This window comes from Variovorax sp. 679 (assembly GCF_003952185.1).
Taxonomy (GTDB): domain Bacteria; phylum Pseudomonadota; class Gammaproteobacteria; order Burkholderiales; family Burkholderiaceae_C; genus Variovorax.
Genome location: NZ_RXFS01000008.1, coordinates 386,532 through 412,468, shown reverse-complemented (window position 1 = coordinate 412,468; position 25,937 = coordinate 386,532). Strand labels below are relative to the sequence as shown.

General features: G+C 67.7%; 27 protein-coding genes and 1 pseudogene. 19 read left to right on the top strand and 9 right to left on the bottom strand.

The window, feature by feature from the left end:
- Window positions 1-13 precede the first annotated feature (13 nt).
- From EJO71_RS22870 to EJO71_RS22830, 9 genes are read left to right on the top strand one after another with little or no spacing between them, the layout of a single operon-like run.
- A complete protein-coding gene (locus EJO71_RS22870) occupies window positions 14-1,339 on the top strand; it encodes a hypothetical protein (RefSeq protein WP_125950949.1) in 1,326 nt (441 codons plus the stop codon).
- Between the two features lie 14 nt (window positions 1,340-1,353).
- On the top strand, window positions 1,354-2,430 hold the full coding sequence (locus tag EJO71_RS22865) for a glycosyltransferase (RefSeq protein ID WP_125950948.1): 1,077 nt from the start codon (window positions 1,354-1,356) through the stop codon (window positions 2,428-2,430).
- Complete coding sequence (locus EJO71_RS22860; protein WP_125950947.1) at window positions 2,427-3,380, top strand: hypothetical protein; 954 nt, start codon at window positions 2,427-2,429, stop codon at window positions 3,378-3,380. Before EJO71_RS22865 ends, EJO71_RS22860 begins: the two co-directional genes overlap by 4 nt.
- A 53-nt stretch (window positions 3,381-3,433) precedes the next feature.
- Window positions 3,434-4,366 (top strand): hypothetical protein, encoded by a 933-nt coding sequence (locus EJO71_RS22855; RefSeq protein ID WP_125950946.1) that lies wholly within the window; start codon window positions 3,434-3,436, stop codon window positions 4,364-4,366.
- Window positions 4,367-4,398: 32 nt separating this feature from the next.
- The gene (locus tag EJO71_RS22850; RefSeq protein ID WP_125950945.1) at window positions 4,399-5,658 is read left to right on the top strand and encodes a polysaccharide biosynthesis protein; all 1,260 of its coding nucleotides are present in this window, start codon (window positions 4,399-4,401) and stop codon (window positions 5,656-5,658) included.
- Window positions 5,655-6,902: a glycosyltransferase WbuB gene (locus tag EJO71_RS22845; RefSeq protein ID WP_125950944.1), complete on the top strand. Its 1,248-nt coding sequence runs from the start codon at window positions 5,655-5,657 to the stop codon at window positions 6,900-6,902. Before EJO71_RS22850 ends, EJO71_RS22845 begins: the two co-directional genes overlap by 4 nt.
- A gap of 18 nt (window positions 6,903-6,920) precedes the next feature.
- Window positions 6,921-8,042 (top strand): UDP-glucose 4-epimerase GalE, encoded by a 1,122-nt coding sequence (gene galE, locus EJO71_RS22840; protein WP_125950943.1) that lies wholly within the window; start codon window positions 6,921-6,923, stop codon window positions 8,040-8,042.
- The gene (locus EJO71_RS22835; RefSeq protein ID WP_125950942.1) at window positions 8,035-8,814 is read left to right on the top strand and encodes a response regulator transcription factor; all 780 of its coding nucleotides are present in this window, start codon (window positions 8,035-8,037) and stop codon (window positions 8,812-8,814) included. The genes galE and EJO71_RS22835 overlap by 8 nt, the downstream gene beginning before the upstream one ends.
- A gap of 44 nt (window positions 8,815-8,858) precedes the next feature.
- Window positions 8,859-10,307: a mannose-1-phosphate guanylyltransferase/mannose-6-phosphate isomerase gene (locus tag EJO71_RS22830; RefSeq protein WP_125950941.1), complete on the top strand. Its 1,449-nt coding sequence runs from the start codon at window positions 8,859-8,861 to the stop codon at window positions 10,305-10,307.
- Here the strand turns inward: EJO71_RS22830 and EJO71_RS22825 are convergent.
- Window positions 10,285-10,887 (bottom strand): DJ-1/PfpI family protein, encoded by a 603-nt coding sequence (locus EJO71_RS22825; RefSeq protein WP_125950940.1) that lies wholly within the window; start codon window positions 10,885-10,887, stop codon window positions 10,285-10,287. The two genes, EJO71_RS22830 and EJO71_RS22825, sit on opposite strands and share 23 nt — an antisense overlap.
- 96 nt (window positions 10,888-10,983) lie before the next feature.
- On the opposite strand from EJO71_RS22825, the gene EJO71_RS22820 reads away from it, so the two are divergent.
- The 3 genes from EJO71_RS22820 to EJO71_RS22810 all read left to right on the top strand — a co-directional run bounded on the left by EJO71_RS22820 (window position 10,984) and on the right by EJO71_RS22810 (window position 13,052).
- Complete coding sequence (locus tag EJO71_RS22820; RefSeq protein ID WP_125950939.1) at window positions 10,984-12,321, top strand: PLP-dependent aminotransferase family protein; 1,338 nt, start codon at window positions 10,984-10,986, stop codon at window positions 12,319-12,321.
- A 61-nt stretch (window positions 12,322-12,382) separates the two neighbouring features.
- Window positions 12,383-12,766, top strand: a complete 384-nt coding sequence (locus tag EJO71_RS22815; protein WP_125950938.1) for a DUF4345 domain-containing protein — start codon at window positions 12,383-12,385, stop codon at window positions 12,764-12,766.
- Between the two features lie 16 nt (window positions 12,767-12,782).
- Complete coding sequence (locus EJO71_RS22810) at window positions 12,783-13,052, top strand: hypothetical protein (RefSeq protein WP_125950937.1); 270 nt, start codon at window positions 12,783-12,785, stop codon at window positions 13,050-13,052.
- Window positions 13,053-13,223: 171 nt separating this feature from the next.
- Here EJO71_RS22810 and EJO71_RS22805 read toward each other — a convergent pair.
- Window positions 13,224-13,460, bottom strand: a pseudogene (locus EJO71_RS22805) (EthD family reductase); the annotation flags it as partial.
- Window positions 13,461-13,685: 225 nt separating this feature from the next.
- Here EJO71_RS22805 and EJO71_RS22800 point away from each other — a divergent pair.
- Window positions 13,686-14,717 carry a hypothetical protein gene (locus tag EJO71_RS22800; RefSeq protein WP_125950935.1) on the top strand — a complete coding sequence of 344 codons (1,032 nt, stop codon included), beginning with the start codon at window positions 13,686-13,688 and terminating at the stop codon, window positions 14,715-14,717.
- Between the two features lie 129 nt (window positions 14,718-14,846).
- Here the strand turns inward: EJO71_RS22800 and EJO71_RS22795 are convergent, their stop codons facing one another.
- The 6 genes from EJO71_RS22795 to EJO71_RS22770 form a co-directional block, all read right to left on the bottom strand.
- The gene (locus EJO71_RS22795; protein WP_206169043.1) at window positions 14,847-15,128 is read right to left on the bottom strand and encodes a hypothetical protein; all 282 of its coding nucleotides are present in this window, start codon (window positions 15,126-15,128) and stop codon (window positions 14,847-14,849) included.
- A 402-nt stretch (window positions 15,129-15,530) separates the two neighbouring features.
- Window positions 15,531-16,235 carry an SDR family oxidoreductase gene (locus EJO71_RS22790; RefSeq protein ID WP_125950934.1) on the bottom strand — a complete coding sequence of 235 codons (705 nt, stop codon included), beginning with the start codon at window positions 16,233-16,235 and terminating at the stop codon, window positions 15,531-15,533.
- A 39-nt stretch (window positions 16,236-16,274) separates the two neighbouring features.
- Window positions 16,275-17,276 (bottom strand): NADP-dependent oxidoreductase, encoded by a 1,002-nt coding sequence (locus EJO71_RS22785; RefSeq protein ID WP_125950933.1) that lies wholly within the window; start codon window positions 17,274-17,276, stop codon window positions 16,275-16,277.
- Window positions 17,277-17,373: 97 nt separating this feature from the next.
- A complete protein-coding gene (locus tag EJO71_RS22780; RefSeq protein WP_125950932.1) occupies window positions 17,374-17,979 on the bottom strand; it encodes a TetR/AcrR family transcriptional regulator in 606 nt (201 codons plus the stop codon).
- Between the two features lie 57 nt (window positions 17,980-18,036).
- Window positions 18,037-19,173, bottom strand: a complete 1,137-nt coding sequence (locus EJO71_RS22775) for a DSD1 family PLP-dependent enzyme (RefSeq protein ID WP_125950931.1) — start codon at window positions 19,171-19,173, stop codon at window positions 18,037-18,039.
- Between the two features lie 10 nt (window positions 19,174-19,183).
- Window positions 19,184-19,828: an HAD-IA family hydrolase gene (locus EJO71_RS22770; protein ID WP_125950930.1), complete on the bottom strand. Its 645-nt coding sequence runs from the start codon at window positions 19,826-19,828 to the stop codon at window positions 19,184-19,186.
- A 72-nt stretch (window positions 19,829-19,900) separates the two neighbouring features.
- Between EJO71_RS22770 and EJO71_RS22765 the strand changes: the two genes are divergently transcribed.
- The 6 genes from EJO71_RS22765 (at window position 19,901) to EJO71_RS22740 (ending at window position 25,276) form a co-directional block, all read left to right on the top strand.
- Window positions 19,901-20,839 carry a LysR family transcriptional regulator gene (locus tag EJO71_RS22765; RefSeq protein WP_125950929.1) on the top strand — a complete coding sequence of 313 codons (939 nt, stop codon included), beginning with the start codon at window positions 19,901-19,903 and terminating at the stop codon, window positions 20,837-20,839.
- A gap of 95 nt (window positions 20,840-20,934) precedes the next feature.
- The gene (locus EJO71_RS22760; protein WP_125950928.1) at window positions 20,935-21,951 is read left to right on the top strand and encodes an ABC transporter substrate-binding protein; all 1,017 of its coding nucleotides are present in this window, start codon (window positions 20,935-20,937) and stop codon (window positions 21,949-21,951) included.
- Window positions 21,948-23,030: an ABC transporter permease subunit gene (locus EJO71_RS22755; RefSeq protein ID WP_125950927.1), complete on the top strand. Its 1,083-nt coding sequence runs from the start codon at window positions 21,948-21,950 to the stop codon at window positions 23,028-23,030. Before EJO71_RS22760 ends, EJO71_RS22755 begins: the two co-directional genes overlap by 4 nt.
- Window positions 23,024-23,836 carry an ABC transporter ATP-binding protein gene (locus tag EJO71_RS22750; RefSeq protein ID WP_125950926.1) on the top strand — a complete coding sequence of 271 codons (813 nt, stop codon included), beginning with the start codon at window positions 23,024-23,026 and terminating at the stop codon, window positions 23,834-23,836. Before EJO71_RS22755 ends, EJO71_RS22750 begins: the two co-directional genes overlap by 7 nt.
- A gap of 6 nt (window positions 23,837-23,842) precedes the next feature.
- On the top strand, window positions 23,843-25,003 hold the full coding sequence (locus tag EJO71_RS22745; RefSeq protein ID WP_125950925.1) for a cytochrome c: 1,161 nt from the start codon (window positions 23,843-23,845) through the stop codon (window positions 25,001-25,003).
- Between the two features lie 66 nt (window positions 25,004-25,069).
- Window positions 25,070-25,276 carry a dodecin gene (locus tag EJO71_RS22740; protein ID WP_070735159.1) on the top strand — a complete coding sequence of 69 codons (207 nt, stop codon included), beginning with the start codon at window positions 25,070-25,072 and terminating at the stop codon, window positions 25,274-25,276.
- 18 nt (window positions 25,277-25,294) lie between these two features.
- On the opposite strand, the gene EJO71_RS22735 is transcribed toward EJO71_RS22740, so the two are convergent.
- Window positions 25,295-25,873: an alpha/beta fold hydrolase gene (locus EJO71_RS22735; RefSeq protein WP_164546877.1), complete on the bottom strand. Its 579-nt coding sequence runs from the start codon at window positions 25,871-25,873 to the stop codon at window positions 25,295-25,297.
- Window positions 25,874-25,937 lie beyond the last annotated feature (64 nt).

The window sequence follows — 25,937 nt, the reverse complement described above, 5'->3', positions numbered from 1 at the left end:
AAGCAGGCCCGCCATGCGCCCCCTCTCCTTCTGGTCCGGCATCGTCTGCGCCATGCTGTGCGGCTTCGTCGACCCCGTGTGGGGCTACGCGGCGGTGGCCGTGCTGTCGCTGGTCCAGCTCTCGATGCTGGGCGGCTCCGGCGGCAGCGTGTTCCTGCTGATCCACTACGCGGCGATCCTCACCTACTTCTCGATCGCGCCGGCAATGCAGATCGCGCACGACCTGGAGTTCTGGGACGCGGGCGTCATGCGCACGGAGTCGCACACGCAGGCGCTGATGCTCCTGCTGCTGTACATGGCGGGCATCGAGGCCGCGCGGCTCGGCGTGCCCGACGCTCCCGAGCACCTGCCGGGGCGCCACGACAGGCAGCTGGTCGGCGTGGCCCACCCTCTTCTCCTGCTGCTGAGCTGCTCGCTCGCGGCCTTCGCCTCGCTGTTCATCAAGCCCGAGCTCAACTTCGTGGCGCGCGGCGTCGTGGGCATGGCGGGAGGCGAGGACAACGTGCCGATCGACTTCATCTTCTATTCCACGCTGCCCAAGCTCGTGGTCCTGATGTGCTTCGTGGCGCTGGCCATCCACGCGGCGCGCCGCAGGACGCCATGGTCCTGGTGCGCGGCCTGCCTGGCCTTCGGCCTGGCGATCGCGGCGGCCAACCCGGTGAACACGGCTCGGCAGGTCCTGCTGATCGGGCTGCTGCCGCTGCTCATCCACGCGCTGGGGCGCAGCCGGCGCTGGTTGCTCGCGGGGACGATCTTCGGCGCCATCGCGGGACTGGGGCCGGTGCTGAACCTGCTGTCGCGCGGCAGCATGTGGGGAGAAGAACTGCGGACCTTCCCCTTCAGCCAGGACTTCGACGCCATGTTCGTGGTCGCGGGCATCCTGGAGCGCGCGCCCATTCCGGACCTGGGCTGGGGCCGCTACCTGCTCTCGGCGTTCTCCTTCTTCCTGCCGCGCGACCTGAAGATGTTTCCCGAGTTCGACCCCCTCGGCTGGTCGGCCATCCTCGGCAACTTCTCGCAGAGCAACCTGTCGCTGCCGCCGTTCACGACCGCGTATTTCGACTTCGGACTGGCGGGGCCGGCACTCTTCGGTTTCGCGATCTCGGCCGGGTTCCGGGTGGTCGACCGTGCCGTCGATCCGAACCGCCCGGTGTCGGGAGCCTACCTGTCGGCGCTGGTGCTGCTGGCCGCGTACGTACCTTTCATGCGCGGGCCGATCCTGGGCTGGGGGCCTTTCATGGTTTCGGGCCTGCTGGCCGCGGCCGTCGCCGGAGCACTGAGCTCGCGCGCCCGCCGCTCACCCGCGCGCATCGTGCGGCAAGGCCTGCCGAGCGCCTGAGAAAGAACGCGAACATGCCCACCTACCTCTACTACGACACCATCCGCCTCAACAGGGCGGCCGGCGGCGTGCTCAACGTGTCGGAGGCGCTGCTGCGCCACATGCGGCTGTCGCCCGACGACCGGGTCGAGCCGGTGAGCGAGCGACATCCGCGCCTGTTCGCGCTGGCGCAGCGCCTGAACATCAGCCGCTTCGTGCTCGACACGCTGCTCTACAACTTCCATCGCCTGCGCGCGCTGCTGGCGGGCGAGCAGCTGTTCTCGGTGTTTCCCAACTACTACCTGCCGCTCACGCCGCTGGGGCGGCACCGCGATTCGATCGTCATCGTCCATGACCTGCAGTACAAGGCGCATCCGCAGTACTTCGGGCGCGGCAAGCGCCTGTTCCTCGACTGGAACCTGTGGCGCGCGGCGCGCAGCGCGGCGGACGTGGTCTTCATCAGCCGCAGCAGCCAGCGGGACTTCGAGCGCCACTTCGGCCGCTGCGGGCATTCGACAGTGATCTTCAACCCGGTGGACGCGCCTCGCCCAACGACGACACCAGTCCCCGCATCCGGCGGACGCTACCTCATCGCGGCCTACCACTACTACCCGCACAAGAACTTCGGCGGCATCCTGGCCCTCTTCGAGCGCATGAAGAGCGCCGGCCTGGTCGACTACCTCGACATCACCGGCAACGGCGCGGACGCGGTCGAGCGCATGGTGTCGGTCCTCGCGCCGGAGATACGCGACTGCGTCCGGCACCGGGGGCTGGTGTCGCGCGACGAACTGCTGCGGCTGTACCAGGGCGCCACCGCGTTCATTTCGCTGTCCACCTTCGAGGGCTTCAATCTGTCGGCGGCCGAGGCGGCGACGCTGGGCGTGCCGCTGCTGCTGTCGGACATCCCGGTGCACCGGGAGCTCTTTTCCGACTACGCCTTCTTCGTGGGTCCGGACGACGGCGACCCGCATCCGCTCGCCCAGTACCTCGAACACCACGAGCGCACTCGCCCGGCATGGATGCACGCCGCCACCTGCGCGCCCGCCAACGTCGCGGGGCGCTATCTCATGCTCAAGCGCGGCGTGCTGTCGCTGGCGGGAGCCATGCCATGACGACGAAGCGCCTGCCGTCAGTCGCGCGTCTTCTCGCGGCGCTTCTGTTGCTGACGGCGCTGCCGCTGGCGGTCCTTGCACAGCCGGCCCCCCTTCCGGTGCCGGGCTTCGGCGTGATGGTGCATTACCTGCCCGACAAGCAGTCAATCGGCGAAATCAGGCGCTTCGACGTCGAGTCCTTCGCTGCGTCACTGGCGGAAATGCGCGCCTCGCACCTGATCCTGACGCTCGGGCAGAACAGCGGCCAATACATCGCACCCAACGCCGCGCTCGAAGTGCTCTGCCCCTCCAGCGCCGCGAATCGTCCGCCGCGCGACCTGCCGCTGGAAATCGGCCGGGCCCTGCGCAGCCGCGGCATCGCGCTGATCCTGTACCTGCCGTTCCGCGCGCCGCAGGCCGACCCGGCGCTGATGGAATGCCTGGGCGACGTGTCGGAGCAGGAGCCGCCGCCCGCGCGCTTCGTCGCCGCATGGTCGAGCGTGATCCGGGACTGGTCGGAGCGCTACGGCGCGCTCGCGAGCGGCTGGTGGTTCGACGGCACCTACAACACCAAGGGCATCACGCCCGCCGGCTGGGAAATGCTCTGCTCCGCGGCGCGCGCCGGCGCGGCCAGCCGCCTGCTCGCCTTCAACGCGGGCGAAGGCGCGGAGCGCTTCAGCGCCAAGTCGGCGCCCTGCCAGAACCTGATGGCCGGCGAATACATGCAGCCGCCTGCGCATCTCACTGCCTCCCCGTCGGAGCTGACGCTCCACGTGCTGACGCCGCTGAGCGCCTCGTGGGGCCGGGAGGCGCCGGCACGCTTCACGGCCGCGCAGTTGCGCGGCTGGATCGCCGAAGCCGCCGCCGCGCGCGGCCTTTTCACGCTGGACATGCCCATCGATGCCGCCGGCCGCTTTCTTCCCGCGCACGTCACGCTGATGAAGAGCGTCACGGCGCGCGGCAAGCCCTGAAGTACCGGACCAACGAATCGCTGTCACATCCCATCAACCCTTCACCAGGCACCATGAACTCCTCCCTGCCCTTCATCGTGGTCGAAGACCGCCAGAACAAGACCCTCGCGCTGTGCCGCGAATCGGCGGCGCTGGCCGGCGAGTCGCTGTTCGTGCTGTCGGACACCGACGCGGGCCCGGCCTACGAACGCTTCTGCCGGTCGTACGTTCACCTGTCGAGCAATACGCCGGAGTTCGAGAAGATCTGTTTTCGTCGCTACTTTCTCCTAGCGCGGTTTCTGGAATCCCATCCGGAAGTGCGCGACTTCGTGCTGATCGACAGCGATGTGCTGCTCTTCCAGGGCGCCGGGCCCCACATCAGGCGGCTCGCGGGCAGGGCCGACTTCTCGGGATCGCGCATGCAGTCGGCCGACGGCTGGAACCCCTGCCAGGTCTCGCCGCACGTGAGCTACTGGACTGCGAACGGCCTGCGCCGCTTCGTGGCCTACGTGCTCGACAGCTACGCCACGCCCTCGGGCCGCAGGAAGCTGCGCGACATCGCGGCGCGCTTCGCCGCGCGGGGCGTGCGCGGCGGCGTGTCCGACATGACGCTGCTCTACCTCTGGGCGAATGCCACTGGCAACGACGACCCGATCAACCGGGTGCTCGACGGCACCGTCGTCGACCACAACATCAACGGCATGCACAACCTGCACCGCCACGAATTCAAGGTGCTGGGCGGCGCCAAGCGCATCGCCTGGCGCGAGGGCAAGGCCTGGCTGACGAGCACCTCGGGAGACATGACGCGCGTGGTGGCGCTGCACTTCCAGGGCAGCGCCAAGATGGCCATGCCCTACGCGCTGCGCGGCCACATGCTCACCGTGGCGGCCGTGACCTACGCGCTGCAGATGGCCCGCCGCGCGAAGAACAACGCCTTCCGCGCCGGTGCGTTCACGCGCCGGCTGTTCGATACGCGCCGCGTGCACCGCGTGCCGGCCGGCAAGTAGACGAACAAGCGAACGCGAAGCGAGCCGACGCCATGAAGCACTTCAGCCCGCCACTCACGCTGCCCGGCGGGCGCATGGCCTGGCTGTCGGGGCTGGGCGCGCTGGCCTCCCGGTTCTACGTGTACCTGTCGGGCTTCGTGGCCATCTTCCTGATGGCGGCCAGCATCTCGCCGGCGCGCTTCGGCGAATACTCGATCTATCAATCGGTCATGGAAGTGGCGCTGGTGGTGGGCACGCTGGGCAGCTCGCTGCTGTTCTCGCGCCATGCGGCCACGGTGCCGCCGGGCGTGACGCGCGGCGACGTGGTGCGCACGCTGGCCATCGGCCTGCCGCTGGCCACGGTGCTGGTCACCGTGATCCTCACGATGCAGCGCCTGCCCGTGGGCGATGCGCCGTTCGCCATCCTGGTGGCGACGCTGGCCGTGTTCGCGTTCAACAGCCTGCGCCTGTCCTTCAGCCGGGGCCTGGGCCATGCGGGGCTGCTCAACCTGGAGGCCGGCATCCGCTCGACCATCCTGGTCGCCGGCGTGGGCCTGTGCGTGGCGGTGCGCTTCGACCTCGGCCTGCCGCACCTGCTGCTCATCAACCTGATCGCCGTCGTGGTCGTATGCCTGGCGGTGGGCCTGCCGGCCAACGGGGCTGCGCCGCCGGTAGGCCGGGCCGCGCTCGGCCTGGGCTCGCAGGCCAGCGCGACGGTGTACTCGCTGCTCATGTTCCTGCTGCGCAAGTCGGACCTGCTCATCGTGGCGTACTTCATGCCGCTGGGCTATGTGGGAGCCTTCAAGCTGGCCTTCCTGCTGGCGGAGGCGCCCTCGCAGTTCGTCCAGTCCTTCCTGGTCACGAAGACGCCCGCGATGCTGCAGACCGACGCCGGCAACTTCACCGCGGCGAAGCTGCGCCTCGCAAGGCATTCCTTCCTGCTGGGCTGCGCACTCTTCGTCGGGCTGGCAGCACTCATCACGGTCGCCGCGCCGCTGCTCAAGCTGGGCAACGAGGCGCGCGCCATCTTCCTGTGCATCGCGCCGTACTTCCTGCTGCGCACCTACACGATCCACCACGAGATGGTGCTCTCGCTGCAGACCTCGATGGGCTCGCTCGGCCGCTGGGCGCTGTTGGAGGTGGTGCTGCGGCTCGCGTCCTACGGCGTGGTGGCGGTGCTCTTCCCGGGCAAGCCGCACTACGTGTTCTTCATTGCCTGCGTGACCGACTTCGTGCTGTGCGAGACGCGCATGCGCCTGCACTTCGGTTTCTTCCCCATCGTGCGCCTGCTGGCGCGGGGGCGGGTGTCATGAAGATCCTCGTCTACTCGATGAACTTCGCGCCAGAGCTGGCCGGCATCGGCAAGTATTCGGGCGAGATGGCCGAGTGGCTGCAGTCGCGCGGGCACGAGGTGCGGGTGATCGCGTCGCCGCCCTTCTTCCCGCAGTGGGCCGTGTCCGAGGGGTACTCGGCATGGGCCTATCGCAAGGACGACTGGAACGGCATCACTGTCTGGCGCGCGCCCACCTGGGTGCCGCAGAAGCCGCGCGCGCTGGGGCGCATCGGGCACCTGCTGTCGTTCACGCTGTCGAGCATTCCGCTGCTGCTGGCGCAGCTGCGCTGGAAGCCCGACGTGGTGTTCGTGGTGGAGCCACCCATTTCCTGCGCGCCGGCCGCGTTGTGCCTTGCCAAGCTGCTGGGCACGAGGTCGTGGCTGCACATCCAGGACTACGAGGTGGACGCGGCCTTCGGCCTTGGTTGGGTGCGCGGCGAACGGGTGCGCCGCTTCGCGCTGGCGGCCGAGCGCTGGCTGATGCGCAAGTTCGACCGCGTATCGACCATTTCCTCCACGATGCTCGCCAAGGCCAGGGACAAGGGCGTGGACGAGTCCCGGCTGGTGCTGTTCCCGAACTGGGTCGACGTGGAAGCCATCCGGCCCGTCAAGCGCGGTGCGCTGGCCGCGGGCGCGTCCGCGCAGGGCTACCGGGCCGAACTCGGCATTCCGGCCGACGCGGTGGTGGTGCTCTATGCCGGCAGCCTCGGCAGCAAGCAGGGCATCGAGCTGCTGGCCGATGCGGCGCGACTGCTGGTGTGCTCCCACAACATCCACTTCGTGTTCTGCGGCAACGGCCCGAGCCGCGCCTCGCTGATGGATGCCTGCCTGCGGCTCGACAACGCGCATTTCCTCGACCTGCAGCCAGCCGGGCGGCTGAGCGAACTGCTGGGCATGGCCGACATCCATGTGCTGCCGCAGCGCGCCGATGCGGCCGACCTGGTCATGCCGTCGAAACTGGGCGGCATGCTCGCCAGCGGGCGCGCGGTGATCGTGACCGCGCACGCAGGCACCGCGCTCAGCGAGGCCGTGTGGGGCCGTGGCGTGGTGGTCGAGCCCGGCGACGCCGCCGCGCTGGCCGATGCCATCGAGCAGCTTTCCATGTCACCCGCCACGCGCGAGCTGATGGGGTCGATCGGCCGGCGCTTCGCCGAGGCCGAGCTGGACCGCAACGTGATCCTGCAGCGCCTCGAAAAGGAACTGCAGCGCTGCGCCGTTGCATAGCCGAAAGGACGCTCCACCATGCCCGCCCCCAGGATCCTCGTCACAGGCGGCGCCGGTTTCATCGGCAGCCACACCTGCGTGGCGCTGATCGCCGCGGGCTATCTTCCCGTGGTGCTCGACACGCTGGTCAACAGTGACGCGCGCTCGCTGAAACGGGTGGCCTGCATCACGGGCGTCGAGCCCGTACTCGTGCGCGCCGACGTGCGCGACGCGGCGGCGCTCGACCGCACGTTCGCCGCGCACCGGATCCGCGCGGTGGTGCACCTGGCGGGGCTGAAGGCGGTCGGCGAGTCGGTGGCCGATCCGCTGGGCTACTACGACGTCAACATGGGCGGCACCCTCTCGCTGGTGCAGGCGATGGGGCGCGCCGGGGTGCGCACGCTGGTGTTCTCGTCGTCGGCCACGGTGTACGGCGACTCGCAGCCCTCGCCCATCGCGGAGACGGCGCCCTGCAGCGCGGTCAACCCCTACGGCCGCACCAAGGCGATGGTGGAGAGCATGCTGGCCGACCTCTCGCACTCCGACGGGCGCTGGGGCATCGCCTGCCTGCGCTACTTCAACCCCGTGGGCGCGCACGAGAGCGGCCTGCTCGGCGAGCGGCCGCACGGGCCGCCCAACAACCTCATGCCCTACGTCGCGCAGGTCGCGGCCGGCGAGCGCGAGTGCCTGGTGGTGCACGGAGCCGACTACGACACCGCCGACGGCACCGGCGTGCGCGACTACGTGCACGTGATGGACGTGGCCGAGGGCCATGTGGCGGCGCTGCGACATGCGGCGCGCCGGCCGGGCATTCTCATGACCAACCTCGGCACCGGCCATGGCGCCTCGGTGCTGGAGGTAGTGGCTGCCTTCGAGCGCGCGAGCGGCCGCCGCATCGCGCTGCGCATCGGGCCGCGCCGCCCCGGCGACGCACCTGCCTACTGGGCCGACGCGCACGGCGCATTCCTCGCGCTCGGCTGGCGCGCGCGCCGCGACCTCGACCAGATGTGCGCCGACAGCTGGCGCTGGCAGGCTGCCAACCCGCACGGCTTCGACGACCCGGCGCCGGCCTTCGCCGCGAATCTCCCGCGTTTCCAGAACAACAACGATGTCGACATCGCCGCCAACATCAACTCCAACCTGGGACACAGCCATGCCTGACAACGCTTCTCCCCCGCCCGGCGAGCAGGGCGCCGGCCGACCGGGGTATCCACCACCTGGCGTCTGCGCACCCGCCACGCCGCTGTGGCCCGGCTTCCTGACCGGGCAGGAAGATTCGCCGGTGCGCGTGCTGCTCGTGGAAGACGACGAGTTCATGCGCCGCGTGATCGCCCAGGAGCTGCTGTCGGACCTGCGCATACAGCTCGAAGGCCAGGCGGGCAGCCTGCGCGACGGCAGGCGGCTGCTGGCCACGCACGAGTTCGACGTGCTGATGGTCGACCTGCGGCTGGGCGACGGCTCCGGCTTCGACCTGATCCAGGAAGCGCGCGAGCATCACCGAGCCGGCGAGATCATCGTGATCTCGGCACTGGAAGACGAGTCGCACGTGCTGCACGCCTTCGAGCTGGGCGCCACCGGCTACCTGCTGAAGGATGCATGGCTGCAGAGCTTTGCCCAAGCCGTGCTGCAGGTGGTGAACGGCGGCGCGGCCATCACGCCCCGGCTGGCGCGCAGGCTGCTTTCGCGGCTGAGCCACCGTCCTCTCGGTGCGCTGCCGCCGGCGGAAACGCTGCCGCGCGAAGCGACGCTCACTGCGCGCGAGTGCGAGATCCTGCGCTTCGTGGCGCGCGGCCACGTCACCGAGGAGATCGGCAACAAGCTGGGCATCTCGGGGCAGACCGTCAACGCCCACATCAAGAACATCTACAAGAAATTGCACGTGCATTCGCGCGCCCAGGCCGTGAGCTACGCGGCGTACTCGGGGCTGATCTGAGCCCTGCTCCACACACGGTTTCTCCACACCCAACGCTGGCGATCATGAACAACCTTCTTCCCATCCATCCCGTGGTCCTGTGCGGCGGCAGTGGTACGCGGCTGTGGCCGCTGTCGCGCAAGGCCCTGCCCAAGCAGTTCGCGCCGCTGGTCGGCGGAAAGAGCCTGCTGCATCTCACGCTCGAACGGCTGGCGCTGCTGAACTCCGAAATCACCTGCGTCACCTCGGAGGACCATCGCTTCCTGGTGAAGGAAACGGTGGACAACGCCTGCGCCACGGGCCTGCAGATCCTGGAACCGGTGGCGCGCAACACGGCCGCCGCCATGGCATCGGCCGCGCTGGTGGCCGACGCCGACGACCTGCTGCTGTTCGCGCCCTCCGACCATCACATTCCCGATGCCCCGCTGTTCGCCCGCACGGTGCGCTCGGGCATCGATGCCGCGCTGGCCGGCAAGATCGTCACCTTCGGCGTGGCGCCGAGCTTTCCGAGCACGGCCTACGGCTACATCGAGGCCGGGGCGCCGCTTCCCGACGGGCACAGCCAGGCCGTGGTGCGCTTCGTGGAAAAACCGACGGCGCCCGTGGCCGAGATGCTGATCCTGCAGGGCGGCTACAGCTGGAACGCGGGCATCTTCCTCGTGCAGGCTCGCACGCTGATCGCCGCGCTGCGTGAGCATGCTCCCGAAATCCTGCAGGCCTGCGAGCGGGCCACCGTCGGCGCGACGCGCGACGGCAGCTTCATGCGGCTGGACAATGCCGCCTTCGCCGCGTGCCGCGCCGAAAGCATCGACTACGCCGTGCTCGAGAAACACAAGCACATCGCCGTCGTGAAGTTCGAGGGCCTGTGGAGCGACGTCGGCAGCTGGAACGCGGTGGCCAGCCTGCTTCCGGCGGACGCCGCCGGCAACCGGCTCAGCGGCAAGGCCAGTGCGCTGAATTCGCGCAACACCTTCGTGCATGCACCGCACCGGCCGGTGGTGGCGCTGGGCACCGAGAACCTCATCATCGTGGACACGCCCGACGCGGTGCTGGTGGCCGGCGTGGGCTGCGCCGAGCAGGTGGCGGACGTAGTGCGCAAGCTCTCCCAGGAAGGCTGTGCCCAGGCCACCGAGCACCGCCGCGTGGTGCGGCCATGGGGCGCCTACGACAGCATCGACCTGGGCGAGCGCTTCCAGGTGAAGCGGCTGACCGTCAAGCCCGGCGCCAAGCTGTCGCTGCAGATGCATCACCACCGCGCCGAGCACTGGGTGGTCGTGAAAGGCACGGCACGCGCTACTTGCAACGGCGAAGTCACGCTGGTGCACGAGAACGAATCGATCTACCTGCCCTCCGGCGCCATTCACCGGCTCGAGAACCCTGGCCGGACGGTGCTCGAAGTGATCGAGGTGCAGACCGGCGGCTACCTCGGCGAGGACGACATCGTGCGCTTCGACGACACCTACGGGCGCTGCCCGTCCGCGGGACAGCAGGTCATTGCGGCAGATACGGCGTGATGTTCTTCAGCGCGTTGGCCACGTAGGCCTCCTTCTCGCCCACCGGCGCCACATAGTGCAGCGCCGCTGTCGCCGCCTCGATGCCTTCGGTGCGGGCGATGATCCAGCCCGCGAGATACGGCGAGGCAAAGCAGCCACCCGCCGTGGCAACGTTGCCTCGCGCGAAGAAGGGCTGGTTCAGCACCTCCACGCCGGCCTCCTGCACCCAGGGCTTGGTGGTCAGGTCGGTGCAGGCCGGCACGTCGCCCACGAGGCCGAGCTTCGCGAGAACCAGCGTGCCGGAGCACTGCGCCGCGATCAGCTGCCGTGCCGGGTCGAGAGACAGGCGCCCCATCAGCTCGGGGCTGGCGACGACATCCCGCGTCTTCACACCGCTGCCGACGATGACGGCATGGGCAAGGCGCGCTTCTTCCAGCAACGACTGCGCGCGCACGGTCACGCCGTTCATAGAGGTGACCTCCGGTGTCGGGCAGCAGAGGGTGACGCGCCAGTCCGGCTTCTTGATGCGGTTGAGCACGCCCAGCGCGATGAGCGAGTCGAGTTCGTTGAAGCCGTCGAAGGTGAGGATCGCGATGTGCATGGTGTCGGGTTCGTGGGGATGCGGGGATGGATGCGCTCATCGTAGTCAGGATGACCAATACAATCAAAAAATTGTCATGCATACATCCGGACCCCTATGGCCGAAGCACGCTACAAGCAACTGGTCGATGAACTCGCCGCCGAGATCCGCACAGGGCGCCTGCTGCCGGGCACCCGCCTGCCCACGCACCGGCGGCTGGCCGAGCGCCACGGGCTGGCCCTGGTCACGGCCTCGCGTGTCTATGCGGAGCTGGAGGCCATGGGCCTTGTCAGCGGGGAAGTCGGCCGCGGCACCTTCGTACGCGAGGCCGCCATGCCCATCGGCACGGCAGCCGACCAGCGGGCGCTGCCCGCCGACATGGTCGACCTGAACTTCAACCATCCCGCCCTGCCCGGACAGGCCGAACTGCTGCGCGGCGCGCTGCGACAACTTGCATCCGGCGGCGAGCTGGAAGCGATGCTGCGCTATGCACCGCATGGCGGACGCATGCACGAGCGCGCCTGCTTCGCCCGGCATCTCGCCGCGTCGCGCGAACTGGCGGTCGAGCCGTCGAGAGTGCTGCTGGTCGACGGCGCGCAGCACGGCCTCGCGGTGACGGTGATGGCGCTGCTGCAGCCGGGCGAGGTGGTCGCGGTCGACGCCCTCACCTATCCCGGATTCAAGGTGCTCGCCGAGGCGCATCGGCTGGAGCTGGCACCAATTCCCGCGTCAGGCCAGGGCCCGGACCTTGACGCGCTGGAGCGCCTGTGCGCGCGGCGCCGGGTGCGCGCCGTCTACGCCATGCCGACGATGCACAACCCGCTGGGCTGGGTGATGAGCGCGAGCCGCCGTCGACGCCTCGCGGCCATCGCGAGGCGACATGGCCTGCTCATCATCGAGGACGCGGCCTATGCCTTCCTGGCCGCCGACCCGCCTCCGCCGCTGGCTTCGCTGGCGCCCGAGAGCACGGTGTACGTCTCGGGCCTCTCCAAGAGCGTGGCGACCGGGCTTCGCGTCGGCTTCGTCGTCGCGCCGGAAGACTGCGTGCCGAAGCTCGAACGGGCGATACGCGCCACCACCTGGTGCACGCCGGGCGTGACCACGGCCATTGCCTGCACCTGGCTCGAAGACGGCACGGTCGACCGCCTCGAGTCGGAGAAGCGACAGGACGCGGCAGCGAGGCAGATCATTGCCGGCGAAGCGCTCGCCGGCCTGCGATGCGTGCGGCACCCGTCGTCGTACTTCGCCTGGCTGCCCCTGCCCGAGGAGACGCGCGCCGACCGCGTTGCCACGGCGCTCATGCGCGAAGGCGTCTCCGTGTCCACCGCCGAGCCCTTCGCCACGTCGAAGCACGTACCGCATGCGCTGCGGCTGGCGCTGGGGTCCGTGGGACTGGACGGATTGCGCAGTGCGTTGCGGACGGTGCGGCGGGTGGTCGAAGAACAGGCAATCTGAAAGCGCCTGCGCAGGCGACAATCGCGGCCTCGCGAAAGCCGTTCCGCAACGAGGTACGTCCATGCCCGCAACCCAGCGCATCGTGCAAGCCTGCCTTTTTCTCGTCGCCGCAATCGCGCTGTTCGGCGGCACGGTCCAACTGATCCTCGGGCAGCCCGAGACCACGCCACGGCTGGACAACCTGCACCGCTTCATGGGCGGCGTGTATCTGTCGATGGGAGTCATCAGCTTCTGGGCTGCGGTGACCATCAGGCAACAGGGAACCCTCGTCTATCTGATCGCCCTCTCCATCTTCATGGCGGCGGTCGGGCGGCTTGTGTCGATGGGCAAGGTCGGGCTGCCTGAGCCTGCGGGGCTTTGGGTGGCGTACCTTGTTTCGGAGCTGGTGTTTCCCGTCGTCATCGTGCTTGCTCATTGGGCTGGGCAGCGGCGGGGGCGTGCGTAGGAGTTGGATCGAAGCAATGACACGTTCACGAACACCTCTCGAAGCCGCCGCTGGCAAGCTCATCGCGGCGATTCAAAAGGAGTGGGGAATCGAAGCCGGCGAGCCGGGGTCTGCCGAGAGCGAGAAGGTGATGCATGCGGCGCACGGCTTGCTACAGGCCGCAGCCAAGTCAGGGTCCATTGCTGGCGTTATCGGCTCGGGTTCCGTATCGACGTTTTTGGGTGAGCAGTGGGTTCAAGCCCATCCCCGAGTCTTGCCGTACATCGCGGCCCTTGAAGACGCTTGATCAGCAATGGACCTCAAGCGGCCAGAGGCAGACATTGCGCCGCTTGGTCTTGCCACCTGCAATTGCTTGAGTCGTTGAAATGACGGAGCGCTGGAGCATTCGCAGTAACGCCGCATTGCCCCAGGCATTCGCCATGCGCAGATGCGGCGCTTAGCGACATTCGCACCTTGGTCAGACTTCTGAACGCTCCACTACCACCTCATTGATCTTCACCATGGGTTGAATGTCCGTGTAATTGGCGATGTCGCCCCTGATCTCCTGCTGGTGCTGGCCAGAGGCTGCCCGGTAGGCTTCGACAGAAGTGCAGACGAATTCGCACTTGGCTGCGTAAACAGGGTCAGTGCCCAGACCACGTCCTGATATGCCCTTGTCCACCATGTAGTAGAGACACGCAGCGCCGAGCAGTCGCGGATTCACCTCTTTTGCCAGTGAGTTCCGCAACGTCGCAACCTGGCGCCAGGGCAACAGAAATGCATATGGAACTGCCTTATTGACTGGGCATGTCGGCCGAGCACATCCCGAGTTCATGTGGTTGCATGCGGAGGGTGCTGCCAGTAACTTGATCGCTCTTCAAGGGCAAGCTGACCTTCCAGGCTTGTCAACGATCGACGTGTACATCGAAAGCATCCTTTCATGCCTATCATCGTCAACCCACCTTTTGGTCAACCAGGCCACCAAGCCGCGGCACACGGCAGGGCAACCCCTAGATTCATCGTTGACGATCGTGACCCATTCGCGCCGTTCACCAGAATGGCCGTCGACCGGGGAACGAGTGCCTTGCAGCTTGTCACCCGTGGCTTTGCCGCGGTAGGCCGGGATCCTCTTGGTCCGGTCGAGCGTGGCTACGACGCGAGCCGGCCGCATCAAGGAGCTGGCGGCCAAGGAACGATGCGCGCGCATCACGTCGCAGACAGTCGCATTCAGCAGATGGTTTGCGACTACATGAACGAATACATTTCCCTGCCGATGCTGATGGATCGCATCGGCTCGCTCTACCTCACCAGCTGGATCGATGTTCTTTTGACACCGCGCATCTTTACGATCTATGCGCAGTGGGGCAGAGCTCTTATTGCCGCGTTCATTGTTCTGACCTCTCAGGCTCGTGCGCAATTGCCCGCAGCGCAAGCTGTACACGGAACGAGGCTGGCCACTCTGCTTTCCAACTCCGTGTCCAACTTGCGCGTCGGACATGGAGCAACAGACAACAAACTCGGGCGGGCACTGGCGCCTCGACTTCAGCGCGGACAATTCGATCTGATCGCCTACTTCATTGGCTGGCTGAATGGGCACAATTTCGCTCAGCCAACTCTGTCTGTGGAGACATCCATCGTCAGCAGTGTGTGGGGTGAAAACTTTACGACATACCCGCTAGTTCGGACTGGTGGTGGTCGCCGAGGACCTCCAACCACGACCATCGTAGGGAACGTGTTCTTGGGGCCCACTGCCTTGGGGAATCACATCTATATCTCCGAAGAGAACCCAGTCGCGGGACCGGAGGCGTCGATTCTCATGCCTCAGCTCTATCCAGGGACCAGCAGACCGCTTAGCGGCTACCTGCTGCGCGCAACTCGTGCGACCACGCATCTTGCTGTGACCATCCTGATCCTGACTTTGCTGGGTTACAAAACAAAGGAGTTGGTCTTGCCTTGGCTCAGTTCTAAATGACTTGCCCTTTGTGCCCGCTCGATGTTTATGTGGCTAACAAAGAGATAGCTGACACGCGGATCGCTACCCTGCACACCCCAAAGGCGCTGGCACACCGCAACGCGATGCACCAGCCCTCCCCCTCAACGCCTATCGATCCGGCGCCACCCACTCCTTGCCCAGCGCCCCTGCGCATTGCTGAAGCAGCGCAGTCGCATCCCGCGCCATCTCCCACGCGAGCCAGAAGACGTTGTCGAGGTTCTGCAGCCCCTCGTCTTCGCTCCATCGGGCGCCGTCGCCGTGGCAGGCCCATAGCAGGGACTTCAGTTGCTCCAGCTTGTTTTCGAGGAGGTCCGGGGCGGCGGGTGCTGTGGCAGCCGCGGCTTCGGGAGATACCGGCGTGTTGGGCCGGGCCATAATTCGATCAGCCATTTTGTCGTGCGTCCTTTCTGAGGTAGTGCACTTCACTTGGTCAGACGGCTGGGGTGTTTGCGCGCCCCGGCCGTCGCCTTTTGTGCCTCGCATTCGCATCGATGCGCGTGCGTCGATGGACCGCCGCGAGGCGCGGCGGTCTGTTCGTTTCTGGTTGCTGCTTGTTGGTGATGCCGTCCTTGCCCGCTGGGTGGGGCGCTGAGTGACAGGGGCATTCACTGTAGAGAAGAGCGGCGCTGCGCGGCGCCTGATGTGCGAGGAAGTCTCGATTCTGCGAACAAATGCAGCATTCGGCACTTGCGTGCCGATGTGCCGATCGCGCCGCTGCAGGCCGGCTTTCGGCTCCCGATCAACGCGAAAGAAGCTGCGAGCGCGGAGGCTGTCCGCACTCCCGGCGTTCTTTCAGGAGGCCTGCGGCAGGTAGCTCGGCCTCGCCGCGGTCATGCCCTGCTTCACTTGCTGGGTGACCTGGTCGGCCAACACCTCGTCGAGGCCCGATTCGAGTCCGTCGAGTGCGCGCCTGACGATCTCCTCGGCGCTGGACTTCGGCACTTCGAACCCGCGCGTCAGGTCGGTGTCGACGTAAGCCATGTGCAGCCCCAGCACCTGCGTCTTCTGCGCCGCCAGTTCGTTGCGCAGGCCATTGGTGAGCGACCATGCGGCCGACTTGCTCGCCGAGTAGGCCGCCAGCTCGCCGCCGTTCACCCATGAAGCGACCGACAGCACGTTGAGCAAGGCGCCGCCGCCGTTGGCCTTGAGGATCGGCGCAAAGGCCTTGCTCGTGCGCAGCACGGCGAAGAAGTTGGTCTCGAAGATGCGTCGCGCGACTTCTTCGCTGTCGGCTGCGAGAAAGCCTCCCGGCTGGGCGATGCCGGCGTTGTTGATGACCAGCGTGACATCGGACGCCAGCTCCGCAGCGGCCGCCACGTCGTCCGGCTTGTTGACGTCGAGCCGGATGGGCTGAACGCCGGATTGCGTGACGGCGACCGGGTCGCGAGCACCGGCGTAGACCTTGCGCGCACCACGGGCGAGCAGCTCGCGGGCGAATGCCAGGCCGATGCCGCGATTGGCCCCCGTGACGAGGGCGACAGAGTTTTCGATCTTCATAGGACTCTCCAAAAAAGTGCGAGTGGGTGGGAAACGGGTTCACTTGACGCTGATGACGACCTTGCCCTTCGCGCGGCCGGCTTCGACATGAGCCAGGGCCTCGTTGGTGGACTCGAACGGAAAAACGCTGTCAATCACGGGACGGATGGCCCCGGCCTCGATGAGCCGGGTGATCTCGCGCAACTGGCTTCCGTTCGCCTTCATGAAGAGGAACGAGTAGCCGATGCCCAGGCCACGGGCCTTTCGCCTGATGCCAGAGCTCAGCAGCCGCATGACCAGCTTCACGAATCCGGGCGCTGCGATCTCCTTGCCGAATTCAGGGTCTGGCGGTCCGGAGATGGAAATGAGCTTTCCGCCGCGCCTGAGCACGCGAAGCGACTTGTCGAGCGTCTTGCCGTCCTGGCTGTTGAGCACCACGTCGCAGTCGCTCAGGACTTCCTCGAAGTCCTGCGACCTGTAGTCGACGACGATGTCCGCGCCCAGGTTCTTCACGAACGCGGCGTTGCCCGCGCTCGTCGTCGTGGCGACGGTGGCGCCCAGGTGCCTGGCCAGCTGGATGGCGAAGGTGCCGACGCCGCCGGAGCCGGCCTGAATGAAGACCTTCTGCCCCTTCTTCAGATCAGCCTTCTCGACGAGCGCCTGCCACGCCGTCAGGCCCACCAGGGGAATGGAGGCGGCTTCCGCCATCGTGAGGTTCCTGGGCTTGAGCGCCAACGACGCTTCCTTGACCGGTACGAATTCGGCAAAGGTGCCGATACGGAAATCGTCCGGCCGCGCGTAGACCTCGTCGCCCGGCCTGAACTGCCGTACACGCCGCCCCACCTCGACCACGACGCCGGCCACGTCGTGACCCAGCACAAGGGGCAGCCGGTAAGGAAGGATGAGTTTGAACTCCCCGTTCCTGATCTTCGCGTCGAGCAGGTTCACGCCGGCGGCATGGACCTCGACAAGAACCTCGTCGTCGCGCAGTTCCGGGGTCGGCACTTCGGTTGAACGCAACGCGCGCTTTTTGCCGTAGCGCTCCAGCACGAAGGCTTTCATGACGCTTCCCTGTTCCTGAAGCATCTGGGCCTGTCATATCGCATGATGATCGTCATATATAAAGGCCAAAAAAAGCGGCGGCCGTCCATCGAGGATTTCAACCGCCGGTAGAGGTCAGGTGCTTGAGCGCAGCCTCGCGCAGGCTGTCGGACAGCGCGGGTTCATCGACCGCACGCGCCAGCAGCAAGGCGCCCACCATCGTGGAGATGGTCACGAGCGCCTGTTCGTGGGCGCCGGGCTGTCCCCAGTCAGGCAACTGGCGGGCGATGAGGTCGATCATTTCCTTGATGTGCCGGGTCGCGACCCGGCGCACTTCCGGAACCTGGCGGGAGGTTTCGCAGCCCAGAGCGACCAACGGACAGCCAATGTCGACGTGCTCCAGATGCTCCTTCGAGAGATAGGCGCCCAGCATGGCCGCCAGAGCGGCGCCGGGAGGTACGTCGGCCACCACGTTGGCTACGGCAGCAGCGGACTCCGCGCACGCCCTCCCCGCTGCCTCGGCCAGCATGGCTTCACGCGACGCGAAGTGGGCATAGAAGGCACCGTGCGTCAGGCCTGCCTCCTTCATGATGTCCGATACCCCGGTGCCGTCGTAGCCGCTGCGGCGGATGGCCCGGGCCGCCACGGACACGATGCGATCGTGCGTGGCATCCTTGGCGGCAGCTCGGGCACCTGTCTTCATGTTTCGCATGACGTGCATCATACATATTTTGAAGACGGCGTGCCGCCTGGGCTCCTTCGCCCTTCTCCGTCGTGCAGCTCACCAGCCGTGGAATCGACCCCAGGGCTGCAGCACGCCGTCTTCCGACAGCGCGTGATATTCGGGGAACTGCGCTCCAGTCGCACACGCATGGTTCGGCAGGACGCGCAGCCGCGTGCCGATGGGAAAGCGCGCCACGATGTCCGTATCCGGCTCGCCCTCGCGCGCGAGGATGCCGTGCTCCTGGTTGGCACCGCCGAGCACGTAACCGCCCAGCACCCGGCCGCCGACGTCGCAGACCTGCCCGTAGCCGAAGTCCCGCTTCTGCTTCTGCGTGCCACGGTCGCGGCTCATCGCCATCCAGCCTGCGTCGACTATGGCCCAGCCCTTCTCCGCCTGGTGGCCGATCACCGTGGTGAGCACGCTGAGGGCGATGTCGTCTTCGCTGCACACGCCGATGTTGCGCATCACGAGGTCGAAGAACACGTACACGCCGGCGCGCACCTCCGTCACACCTTCGAGTGCTTCGGCCATCAGCGCAGTCGGCGTGGAGCCCACGCTGACCACGGGGCACGGCAGGCCCGCATCGCGCAACCGCTGCGCGGCGCGCACGCAACCCGAGCGTTCCTGCTCGGCCATGGCTCGCAGGGCTTCGGGGGTATCGAGTTCGTAGCTGGAGCCGGCATGCGTCATCACGCCGCCGAGGCGCATCCCGCCCTCATGCAGCACGCGGGCCACTTCGAGCAGGCTGTCTTCGTCGGGCCGGATGCCGCTGCGGTGGCCGTCGGTGTCGACCTCGATGAGCACGTCGAAGGCTTCTGCATTCGCCTTGCCGAACGCGACGATCGCGCGCGCCGATTCGGCGCTGTCCGTGAGGATGCCCAGCGCGCAGCCGCGCCGGCGCAGCTCCAGCGCGTGCTGCAGCCGGTGCGGCGCCATGCCGACGGCGTAGAGGATGTCGGTGAAGCCTTCGGCGAAGAACTGCTCGGCCTCCTTCAGCGTGGAGACGGTGATGCCCTGGGCGCCAGCCTCGCGCTGCGCCTTGGCGACCTCGATGCACTTGCTGGTCTTCACGTGCGGGCGAAAGCGCACGCCGAGTTCGTTCATGTGCCGCTGCATGCGCCCGATGTTGCGCTGCATGCGCGTGCGTTCGATCAAGGCCGCGGGCGTGTCGATGGTGGCGAGGGTTTCGTTCATGAGCGGACTTTCATTTGGCGAAGGATTGCAGCCATGGCAGCGCGGGCTCCAGCGTCGCCGCCTGCAGTTCGGGCGACGGCGCACCCTGCGGCAGTGCAAGGCCGACACGGTTGTGCCAGAACGTGCGCAGCCCGACCGCCGAGGTGCCGAACATGTCGTAGCCTGAGCCGGCGACGAAGGCTGCGTCTTCCGCCTTCACGCCCAGCCGGTCGAGCGCCATGCGGTACGGGCGCGGGTCGGGCTTGTAGAAGCCGGCTTCTTCCGAAGTGACGATCACGTCCCAGTCGATGCCCAGCCGGGCCGCTGCGCGATGGCCGAGGCGCCTGGAGCAGTTGGTGACGACGGCCAGCCTGCAGTGCGGCTTCAGCGCAAGCAGCAGTTCGCGGGCGCCGCTCCATACGGGCAGCGTGTCCCATTGCGCCTCGAGCACATCGGGAGCGGAATCGGCCATGCCGGTATTGCGCGCGGCGTCTTTCACCAGTTGTTCGTAGGGCACGTAGGCGCCGCAGCCGTAGGTGAGCCTCAGATATTCGGCGCGCCAGGTGCGGCCTTTTTCTTCGGAGCCGGCTGCCGTGTTCCACACGGTCCAGGAGTCGAGCAGCGCCGTGAGCAGGTCGAACAGCACGGCACGGGGATAAGCGTTCGGGGATTGCATGGACGACGACTGTACGTTTCAAAGCAACGCCTGTGCTTCAATGCAGCGTCATCAATCGTTAAGCACAAGTTAATGACGACGATCCAGATCGAAGACATGCAGCTCGCCGCCGCCCTGCTGCGCGAGCCCTCTCTGAGTGCGGCGGCACGAGCGCTCGACGTGACGCCGCCCGCGCTTTCGATGCGGCTGCGCAAGCTCGAGGCTGCGCTGGGCCTGTCGCTCGCTACCCGCACCGCACGCAAGCTGAGCCTCACGCCAGAGGGCGAACGCTTCGCGCGCGAGGCGGCCGCGCTGCTCGGCCAGATCGAGGGGCTGCGCGAGTCGATGCAGCGCGACGACAAGCGGCTCACCGGCACGCTGCGCATCGCGGCGCCCTTCGGCTACGGCCGGCAGTACATCGCGCCGATGCTGGCTCGCTTCGCCCGGCTGCATCCGGGGCTGGGTGTGCAGCTCGACCTGCGCGAGACCCCGTGGCCCGACCGGCACGATGCCGACGCGGTGATCCACATCGGCACGGTGCGCGATTCGTCGTGGGTGGCGCGCACCCTGAGCGCCAACGAGCGCTGGCTTTGCGCCAGCCCCGACTACCTGCGCCAGCGCGGCACGCCCCGAGTGCCGCGCGACGTGATGCAGCACGACTGCATCTGCATCCGTGAGAACGACGAGGACGTGACCCTGTGGCACCTGCGCCCGGCCGGCCGGGCGGCTACCGCAAAGGCCAGGCGGGAGACGCTGCGCATCTCGCCCGCCTACGTCACCAACGACGGCGGCGTGGCCCGCCAGTGGGCTGAACAGGGCATGGGCCTCGTGCTGCGCTCCGAATGGGACGCGGCCGACGCCGTGGCGCGCGGCACGCTGGTGCGCGTGCTGGCCGACTGGCAGTTCGAAAGCGCCCCGGTCACGCTGCTGGTGCCCAGCCGCAAGGGGCGCACGGCACGCGTGCAGGCCATCGTCGAATTCCTCGTCGAGAGCTTCGGCACCAAGGGAACCAAGAGCGCCAAGGGAAAGTAGCTGCGCGCATATCCATAGCCGCATTCATTCGTTGGCCGCGCACGCCTCGCGCGCCAACACTCGCAGCTTCCAAATTTCCGGTGGAGAAGCCTGCGATGACCGTTCCCCTCGATCACTTACCGCCCTCGCGCCGCAGCGTGCTGCAGGCCGGGGCGGCTGCCGCCATGGTCGGTTCCGCGGGCCTGCTCGGCGCCTCGGCCTGGTCGCAGCCGCGCAAGCTGACCTTCGCGTGGAGCCAGGCGGGCTTCTGCCTTGCGCCGGTGCCGGTGGCGCTGGAGCGCGGTTTCTTCGAGAAGAACGGGCTCGACGTCGAGCTGCTCAACTGGGCCGGCTCGTCCGACCAGATGCTGGAGGCGCTGGCCACCGGCAAGGCCGACCTGGGCGTGGGTCTGATCCACCGCTGGGTGAAGCCGCTCGAAGCCGGCTTCGACGTCAAGGTGGTGGGCAGCGTGCACGGCGGCTGCCTGCGGCTGGTGGGCGCCAGGGCTTCGGGCGTGACGACCGACCTGGCCAGCCTCAAGGGCAAGACCATCGGCGTGTCGGACCAGAACAGCCCGGCCAGGCAGTTCTACGCCATTCACCTCGCGAAGAAGGGCATCGACATCGACAAGGACGTCGACTGGCGCGTCTACCCGGCCGACCTGCTCGACGTGGCGGTGAAGAAGGGCGAGATCCACGCGATTGCCGACGGCGACCCCAACGTGTTCCTCATCGAGAAGCGCAACCCCGGCGTCTTCACCGAAATCGCCAACAGCGCCAAGGGCGAATACGCCGAGCGCCTGTGCTGCATCGTCGGCGCTCGCGGCGAACTGGCGCGCAACGACAAGCCGCGCGCCGCCGCCGTGGTGCGCGCGCTGGCGCAAGCCTCCGACTACGTGGCGGAAAACCCGAACGAGGCTGCGCGCATCTATTCGAAGTACGCGCCCAAGGTGCCGCTCGAAGACCTGCAGAAGCTGCTGGCCGAACTCACTTACAAGCACCACCCGGCCGGCAAGGCGCTGCGCAACGAGGTCGAGGCCTTTGCTTCCGACTTCCGCAACGCGGGCATCCTGAAGAAGAGCACCGACGTGGTCCGCTTCGCCAACCACGTATCGCTGGACGTCCTGGCATGAGCGCGGCTGAACAGACTCTGGACGCACCGCTCGGACTGCAGGGCAACGTCCGCTCGCCGGCTCCTCGCGTACCGAAGGCACCGGCCGCACCGCAGGCGGCGACGCTGCGCCCCGCCGCCCCCACGGGCATCTGGCCCACCGGCCTGCTCGCCGCGGCCGCATGGGTCGCGCTGGGCCTGCTCACGCTGCTGTGGCCGAACAAGGAAGTCGGCTTCAGCGACTGGGCCTTCACCTTCGAGTTCGGCATTGCCACGCTGGTGGGCGCCGCTGTGCTGCTGGCCATCGCGCTGCTGGGCAGCCGGGCGGGCAGGCTGGCCCGCGCTCTGAGGCCGGCCGGGCAATGGCTGGTCGCGCTGCCCGTGGCGCTCGCGCTGTGGGAGATCGGCACCGCCAAGCTGGGCGTGCTGCCCTCGCCCTTCTTCGCGCCGCCGCAGAGCCTGATCGACGTGGTGCATGAAGACTGGCGCCGGCTGGGCCTGTCGACCGCCTATTCGCTGCGCCTGCTGGTCAATGGTTTCGTGCTGGGCGCGCTGGTCGGTTTCGTCACCGGCGTATCGATCGGCTGGTCGCGCATCGCGGGGTATTGGGTGCATCCGCTGCTGCGCTTCCTGGGGCCGGTGCCGGCGTCGGCGCTGCTGCCGCTCGCATTCTTCTTCGCGCCGTCGAGCTATTCGGCTGCCGTGTTCCTCGTAGGGCTGGCCACTTTCTTCCCTGTGGCGGTGCTGACCTGGTCGGGCGTGGCTTCGGTGCACAAGAGCTATTACGACGTGGCGCGCACGCTGGGTGCGTCGGAGCGCTTCCTGGTGCTGCGGGTGGCGATTCCTGCTGCGCTGCCGCAGGTCTTCGTCGGGCTGTTCATGGGCCTGGGGGCTTCGTTCTCGGTACTCATCACGGCCGAGATGATGGGCGTGAAGGCCGGGCTGGGCTGGTATCTGCAGTGGGCCCAGGGCTGGGCCGCCTACGCCAACATGTATGCGGCACTGCTCGTCATGGCGGCGCTGTGCTCGGGTCTCATCACGCTGCTCTTCAAGGTGCGCGACCGCGTGCTGTCCTGGCAGAAAGGAACCGTCAAATGGTGACGACGAACGCCGTGCTTCCTCCCGCGCCCTCCCCGGCCAATGCAAATGCCGGCGGCGCGCACATAGACATTCGCGGCGTCAGCCACTGGTTCGAGGTGTCCGGCGGCGTGCTGCAGGTGCTCGACGGCATCGACCTGCAGGTGCGCCCCGGCGAATTCGTCGCGCTGCTGGGGCCCAGCGGCTGCGGCAAGTCGACGCTGCTGCGGCTCGTGGCCGGGCTCGAGCCCGCGACCACCGGCACCATCACGCAGAACGGCGAGACCATCACGCGGCCCGATCCGTCGCGCATCGTCGTGTTCCAGGACCCGACGCTCTACCCCTGGCGCAGCGTGTGGGACAACGTGGCGCTGGGCCTGCAGGCGCGCGGCGTGCTGAAGGAACAGCGTGCCCGCGTCGACGAAGCGCTCAAGCTCGTGGGCCTGACCGAGTTCGCGAAGGCCTTTCCGCACCATCTTTCCGGCGGCATGGCGCAACGCGTGGCGCTGGCGCGCGCGCTGGTCAACGACCCGCAGCTGCTGGTGCTCGACGAGCCGCTGGGCAAGCTCGATTCGCTCACGCGCATCGCGATGCAGAGCGAGCTGGTCAACCTGTGGCAGCGCGCCGGTTTCTCCGCGTTGCTGGTGACGCACGACGTGGAAGAGGCGCTCTTCCTTGCCAACCGGGTGATCGTGCTGAGCGACCGGCCCGCGCGCATCGCGGCGGAGCTGGTGGTCGACCTGCCCTACCCGCGCCATCGCGGCGACCCGAAGCTGGCCGGGCTGCGTCACGAGGCGCTCAAGCACCTGGGACTCGACGCCACGTGGTGACCTGACATGAGCGGTCCGCCGGAGGCCGGTTGGCTCAACCTGCTGATCGGCCTGCTGCAGGGTGCGCAATTGCAGCTGCTGCGCGTGCTCGATGCGTTGGGGCTGGTCGCGCATGCGCACGGCCAGCCGGCATGGCCGTGGGCGCTGCGGCTGTCGGGCGAGAACCTGCTGATCGATCTCGGGCAGGCGCGAAGGCTCGGGCTCACGGTGGTGCTTCTTTCGGTAGCGCTGCTGGTCCTGCTGCTCGCCCTGCTCTGGCGCCGGGGTCGTGTCTGGCAGGCGGTTCTGGCCGCACTGCTGGTGGTCGCGACACCCTGGCCCGAGGCCAACGTGGTGCTGGTGCCCGCGTACCCGACGAGCTTCCAGTCGTCTCCAACAGGATTCACGGCCGAGAGCATCGCGCGCGGGGGCGGGCTCTACGCGGCGCAATGCGTGGCCTGCCATGGCACCGACGGGCGCGGGCAAGGCCCGCTGGCTTCCGCACAGCCCGTGTGGCCGCCCAACCTCTCCGGCCCGCTGCTGTGGCGGCGCACCGATGGCGATCTGCTCTGGCATCTGCTGAACGGCATGCGCGACCGGCGCGGCAACACGACGATGCCCGGCTTCGGCTCCACGCTGAGCGATGCGGACGCTTGGGCGCTGATCGATTTCATGAAAGCCCAGGGCGCCGGCGAAAGCCTGCGCGCGGCCGGCCTGTGGACCCAGCCGATCGCACCGCCGGACGTGACCGTGCAATGCGGCAGCAAGCCGCCGCGCAGGCTGGGCAGCTGGCGCGGGCAGCGCGTGCGGATCGTGGCGGCCGGCGACGACACAACGCCGCTGGACGACCCACGCCTCGTCACCGTGACTCTCGCGCCGGACGCCGGGGTCAGCGCATCCCGGTCTGGTGATTGCACCGCCGCCTCGCCCGCCGCGTGGGCCGCCTTCTCGCTCATTGCCGCGACCACGCAACTCGCAGGCACCCAGTTCATCGTGGACCGTGACGGCTGGCTGCGCGCACGCGGCGAACCCGGCAAGGGCGCATGGAGCGACGACGACCTGCTGTGCCGCACCGAACAGACTCCATCGTCCGGCACGCGGCCGTTGGCTCCGGACGGCCTCGGCGCCCTCATCGCCCGCATGGACGCCGAGCCCGTGCGCTTCATCAAGGGCGGATTCGTCCACTGACGCCCGCAACAAGACTACGATGTTTTCCGGGCCCCTCGCCCGTCAACCCAGAAGGAGACAGACGCCATGTCCAATCACGTCTACAAATCGCTCGAACTGACGGGCTCCTCCCCGACCAGCATCGAGGACGCCGTGCAGACCGCCATTGCCAAGGCGCACGAGACGGTACGCAACATCCAGTGGTTCACGGTCACAGAGACGCGCGGGCACGTGGTGGACGGCAAGGTGGCGCATTGGCAGGTGACGCTGAAGATCGGGTTCACGCTGGAGTGAGGCGGCATCGACGCCTCGTCACAGCGCGCACACGCGGCGCGTGATGTCGGCGCAGACCTTCGCATCGCCCGGCATGAGCCGGTGCAACCAGGCGCGCGCATCGAGGCTGCTCGCGGCGCGTCGCCAGTTGCTGCTCGTGGCGGGCAGGATCGTGATGTCCAGGGACGTCCAGTACGTGAAGAGTTTCAGTCCGTCCAGGCAGCTTTCGGTCTTCCTCAGGTTCTCGAGCAAGGGGCTTCGCGGCCGCATGTCCCTGGCGCCACGGCCGGGGTAGGCATAGGCGGTCATGGTCCCTTCATGCGGCCCGGCGATGGCGAAGAGTGCCTGGGCGCGGGCGATGCCGCCGAGCACCTGAAGATACTGGCGCGCAATGATGCAGCCCATGCTGAAGCCGACGATGGCGATCGGCGCATCGGGCTCCACGTGCGCGTCGATGTAGGCCTTGAGCTTGCACGCAAGGTCATGGATTCCCTTGCGGCCATCGGCGGGCTTGAGGGAAGGCACCCAGCAGCGATGGCCGTCCGCCTCGAGCGCCCGCACCATGCGCCTGAAGATATTGCCGTTGTTGAAGATGCCGTGTACGAGCACCACGTCCATCGGGTCGTCCTGTCGTGAAGTTTCGAATCGGCCCGAGCATCCGTCGGCAGCTCGCGATTGCCGG

Excerpts from the sequence above, each read along its gene's own strand:
- EJO71_RS22870 (WP_125950949.1), top strand. The coding sequence starts at position 14 with ATGCGCCCCCTCTCCTTCTGGTCCGGCATCGTCTGCGCCATGCTGTGC.
- EJO71_RS22865 (WP_125950948.1), top strand. The coding sequence starts at position 1,354 with ATGCCCACCTACCTCTACTACGACACCATCCGCCTCAACAGGGCGGCC.
- EJO71_RS22860 (WP_125950947.1), top strand. The coding sequence starts at position 2,427 with ATGACGACGAAGCGCCTGCCGTCAGTCGCGCGTCTTCTCGCGGCGCTT.
- EJO71_RS22855 (WP_125950946.1), top strand. The coding sequence starts at position 3,434 with ATGAACTCCTCCCTGCCCTTCATCGTGGTCGAAGACCGCCAGAACAAG.
- EJO71_RS22850 (WP_125950945.1), top strand. The coding sequence starts at position 4,399 with ATGAAGCACTTCAGCCCGCCACTCACGCTGCCCGGCGGGCGCATGGCC.
- EJO71_RS22845 (WP_125950944.1), top strand. The coding sequence starts at position 5,655 with ATGAAGATCCTCGTCTACTCGATGAACTTCGCGCCAGAGCTGGCCGGC.
- galE (WP_125950943.1), top strand. The coding sequence starts at position 6,921 with ATGCCCGCCCCCAGGATCCTCGTCACAGGCGGCGCCGGTTTCATCGGC.
- EJO71_RS22835 (WP_125950942.1), top strand. The coding sequence starts at position 8,035 with ATGCCTGACAACGCTTCTCCCCCGCCCGGCGAGCAGGGCGCCGGCCGA.
- EJO71_RS22830 (WP_125950941.1), top strand. The coding sequence starts at position 8,859 with ATGAACAACCTTCTTCCCATCCATCCCGTGGTCCTGTGCGGCGGCAGT.
- EJO71_RS22825 (WP_125950940.1), bottom strand. The coding sequence starts at position 10,887 with ATGCACATCGCGATCCTCACCTTCGACGGCTTCAACGAACTCGACTCG.
- EJO71_RS22820 (WP_125950939.1), top strand. The coding sequence starts at position 10,984 with ATGGCCGAAGCACGCTACAAGCAACTGGTCGATGAACTCGCCGCCGAG.
- EJO71_RS22815 (WP_125950938.1), top strand. The coding sequence starts at position 12,383 with ATGCCCGCAACCCAGCGCATCGTGCAAGCCTGCCTTTTTCTCGTCGCC.
- EJO71_RS22810 (WP_125950937.1), top strand. The coding sequence starts at position 12,783 with ATGACACGTTCACGAACACCTCTCGAAGCCGCCGCTGGCAAGCTCATC.
- EJO71_RS22800 (WP_125950935.1), top strand. The coding sequence starts at position 13,686 with ATGCCTATCATCGTCAACCCACCTTTTGGTCAACCAGGCCACCAAGCC.
- EJO71_RS22795 (WP_206169043.1), bottom strand. The coding sequence starts at position 15,128 with ATGGCTGATCGAATTATGGCCCGGCCCAACACGCCGGTATCTCCCGAA.
- EJO71_RS22790 (WP_125950934.1), bottom strand. The coding sequence starts at position 16,235 with ATGAAGATCGAAAACTCTGTCGCCCTCGTCACGGGGGCCAATCGCGGC.
- EJO71_RS22785 (WP_125950933.1), bottom strand. The coding sequence starts at position 17,276 with ATGAAAGCCTTCGTGCTGGAGCGCTACGGCAAAAAGCGCGCGTTGCGT.
- EJO71_RS22780 (WP_125950932.1), bottom strand. The coding sequence starts at position 17,979 with ATGATGCACGTCATGCGAAACATGAAGACAGGTGCCCGAGCTGCCGCC.
- EJO71_RS22775 (WP_125950931.1), bottom strand. The coding sequence starts at position 19,173 with ATGAACGAAACCCTCGCCACCATCGACACGCCCGCGGCCTTGATCGAA.
- EJO71_RS22770 (WP_125950930.1), bottom strand. The coding sequence starts at position 19,828 with ATGCAATCCCCGAACGCTTATCCCCGTGCCGTGCTGTTCGACCTGCTC.
- EJO71_RS22765 (WP_125950929.1), top strand. The coding sequence starts at position 19,901 with ATGACGACGATCCAGATCGAAGACATGCAGCTCGCCGCCGCCCTGCTG.
- EJO71_RS22760 (WP_125950928.1), top strand. The coding sequence starts at position 20,935 with ATGACCGTTCCCCTCGATCACTTACCGCCCTCGCGCCGCAGCGTGCTG.
- EJO71_RS22755 (WP_125950927.1), top strand. The coding sequence starts at position 21,948 with ATGAGCGCGGCTGAACAGACTCTGGACGCACCGCTCGGACTGCAGGGC.
- EJO71_RS22750 (WP_125950926.1), top strand. The coding sequence starts at position 23,024 with ATGGTGACGACGAACGCCGTGCTTCCTCCCGCGCCCTCCCCGGCCAAT.
- EJO71_RS22745 (WP_125950925.1), top strand. The coding sequence starts at position 23,843 with ATGAGCGGTCCGCCGGAGGCCGGTTGGCTCAACCTGCTGATCGGCCTG.
- EJO71_RS22740 (WP_070735159.1), top strand. The coding sequence starts at position 25,070 with ATGTCCAATCACGTCTACAAATCGCTCGAACTGACGGGCTCCTCCCCG.
- EJO71_RS22735 (WP_164546877.1), bottom strand. The coding sequence starts at position 25,873 with ATGGACGTGGTGCTCGTACACGGCATCTTCAACAACGGCAATATCTTC.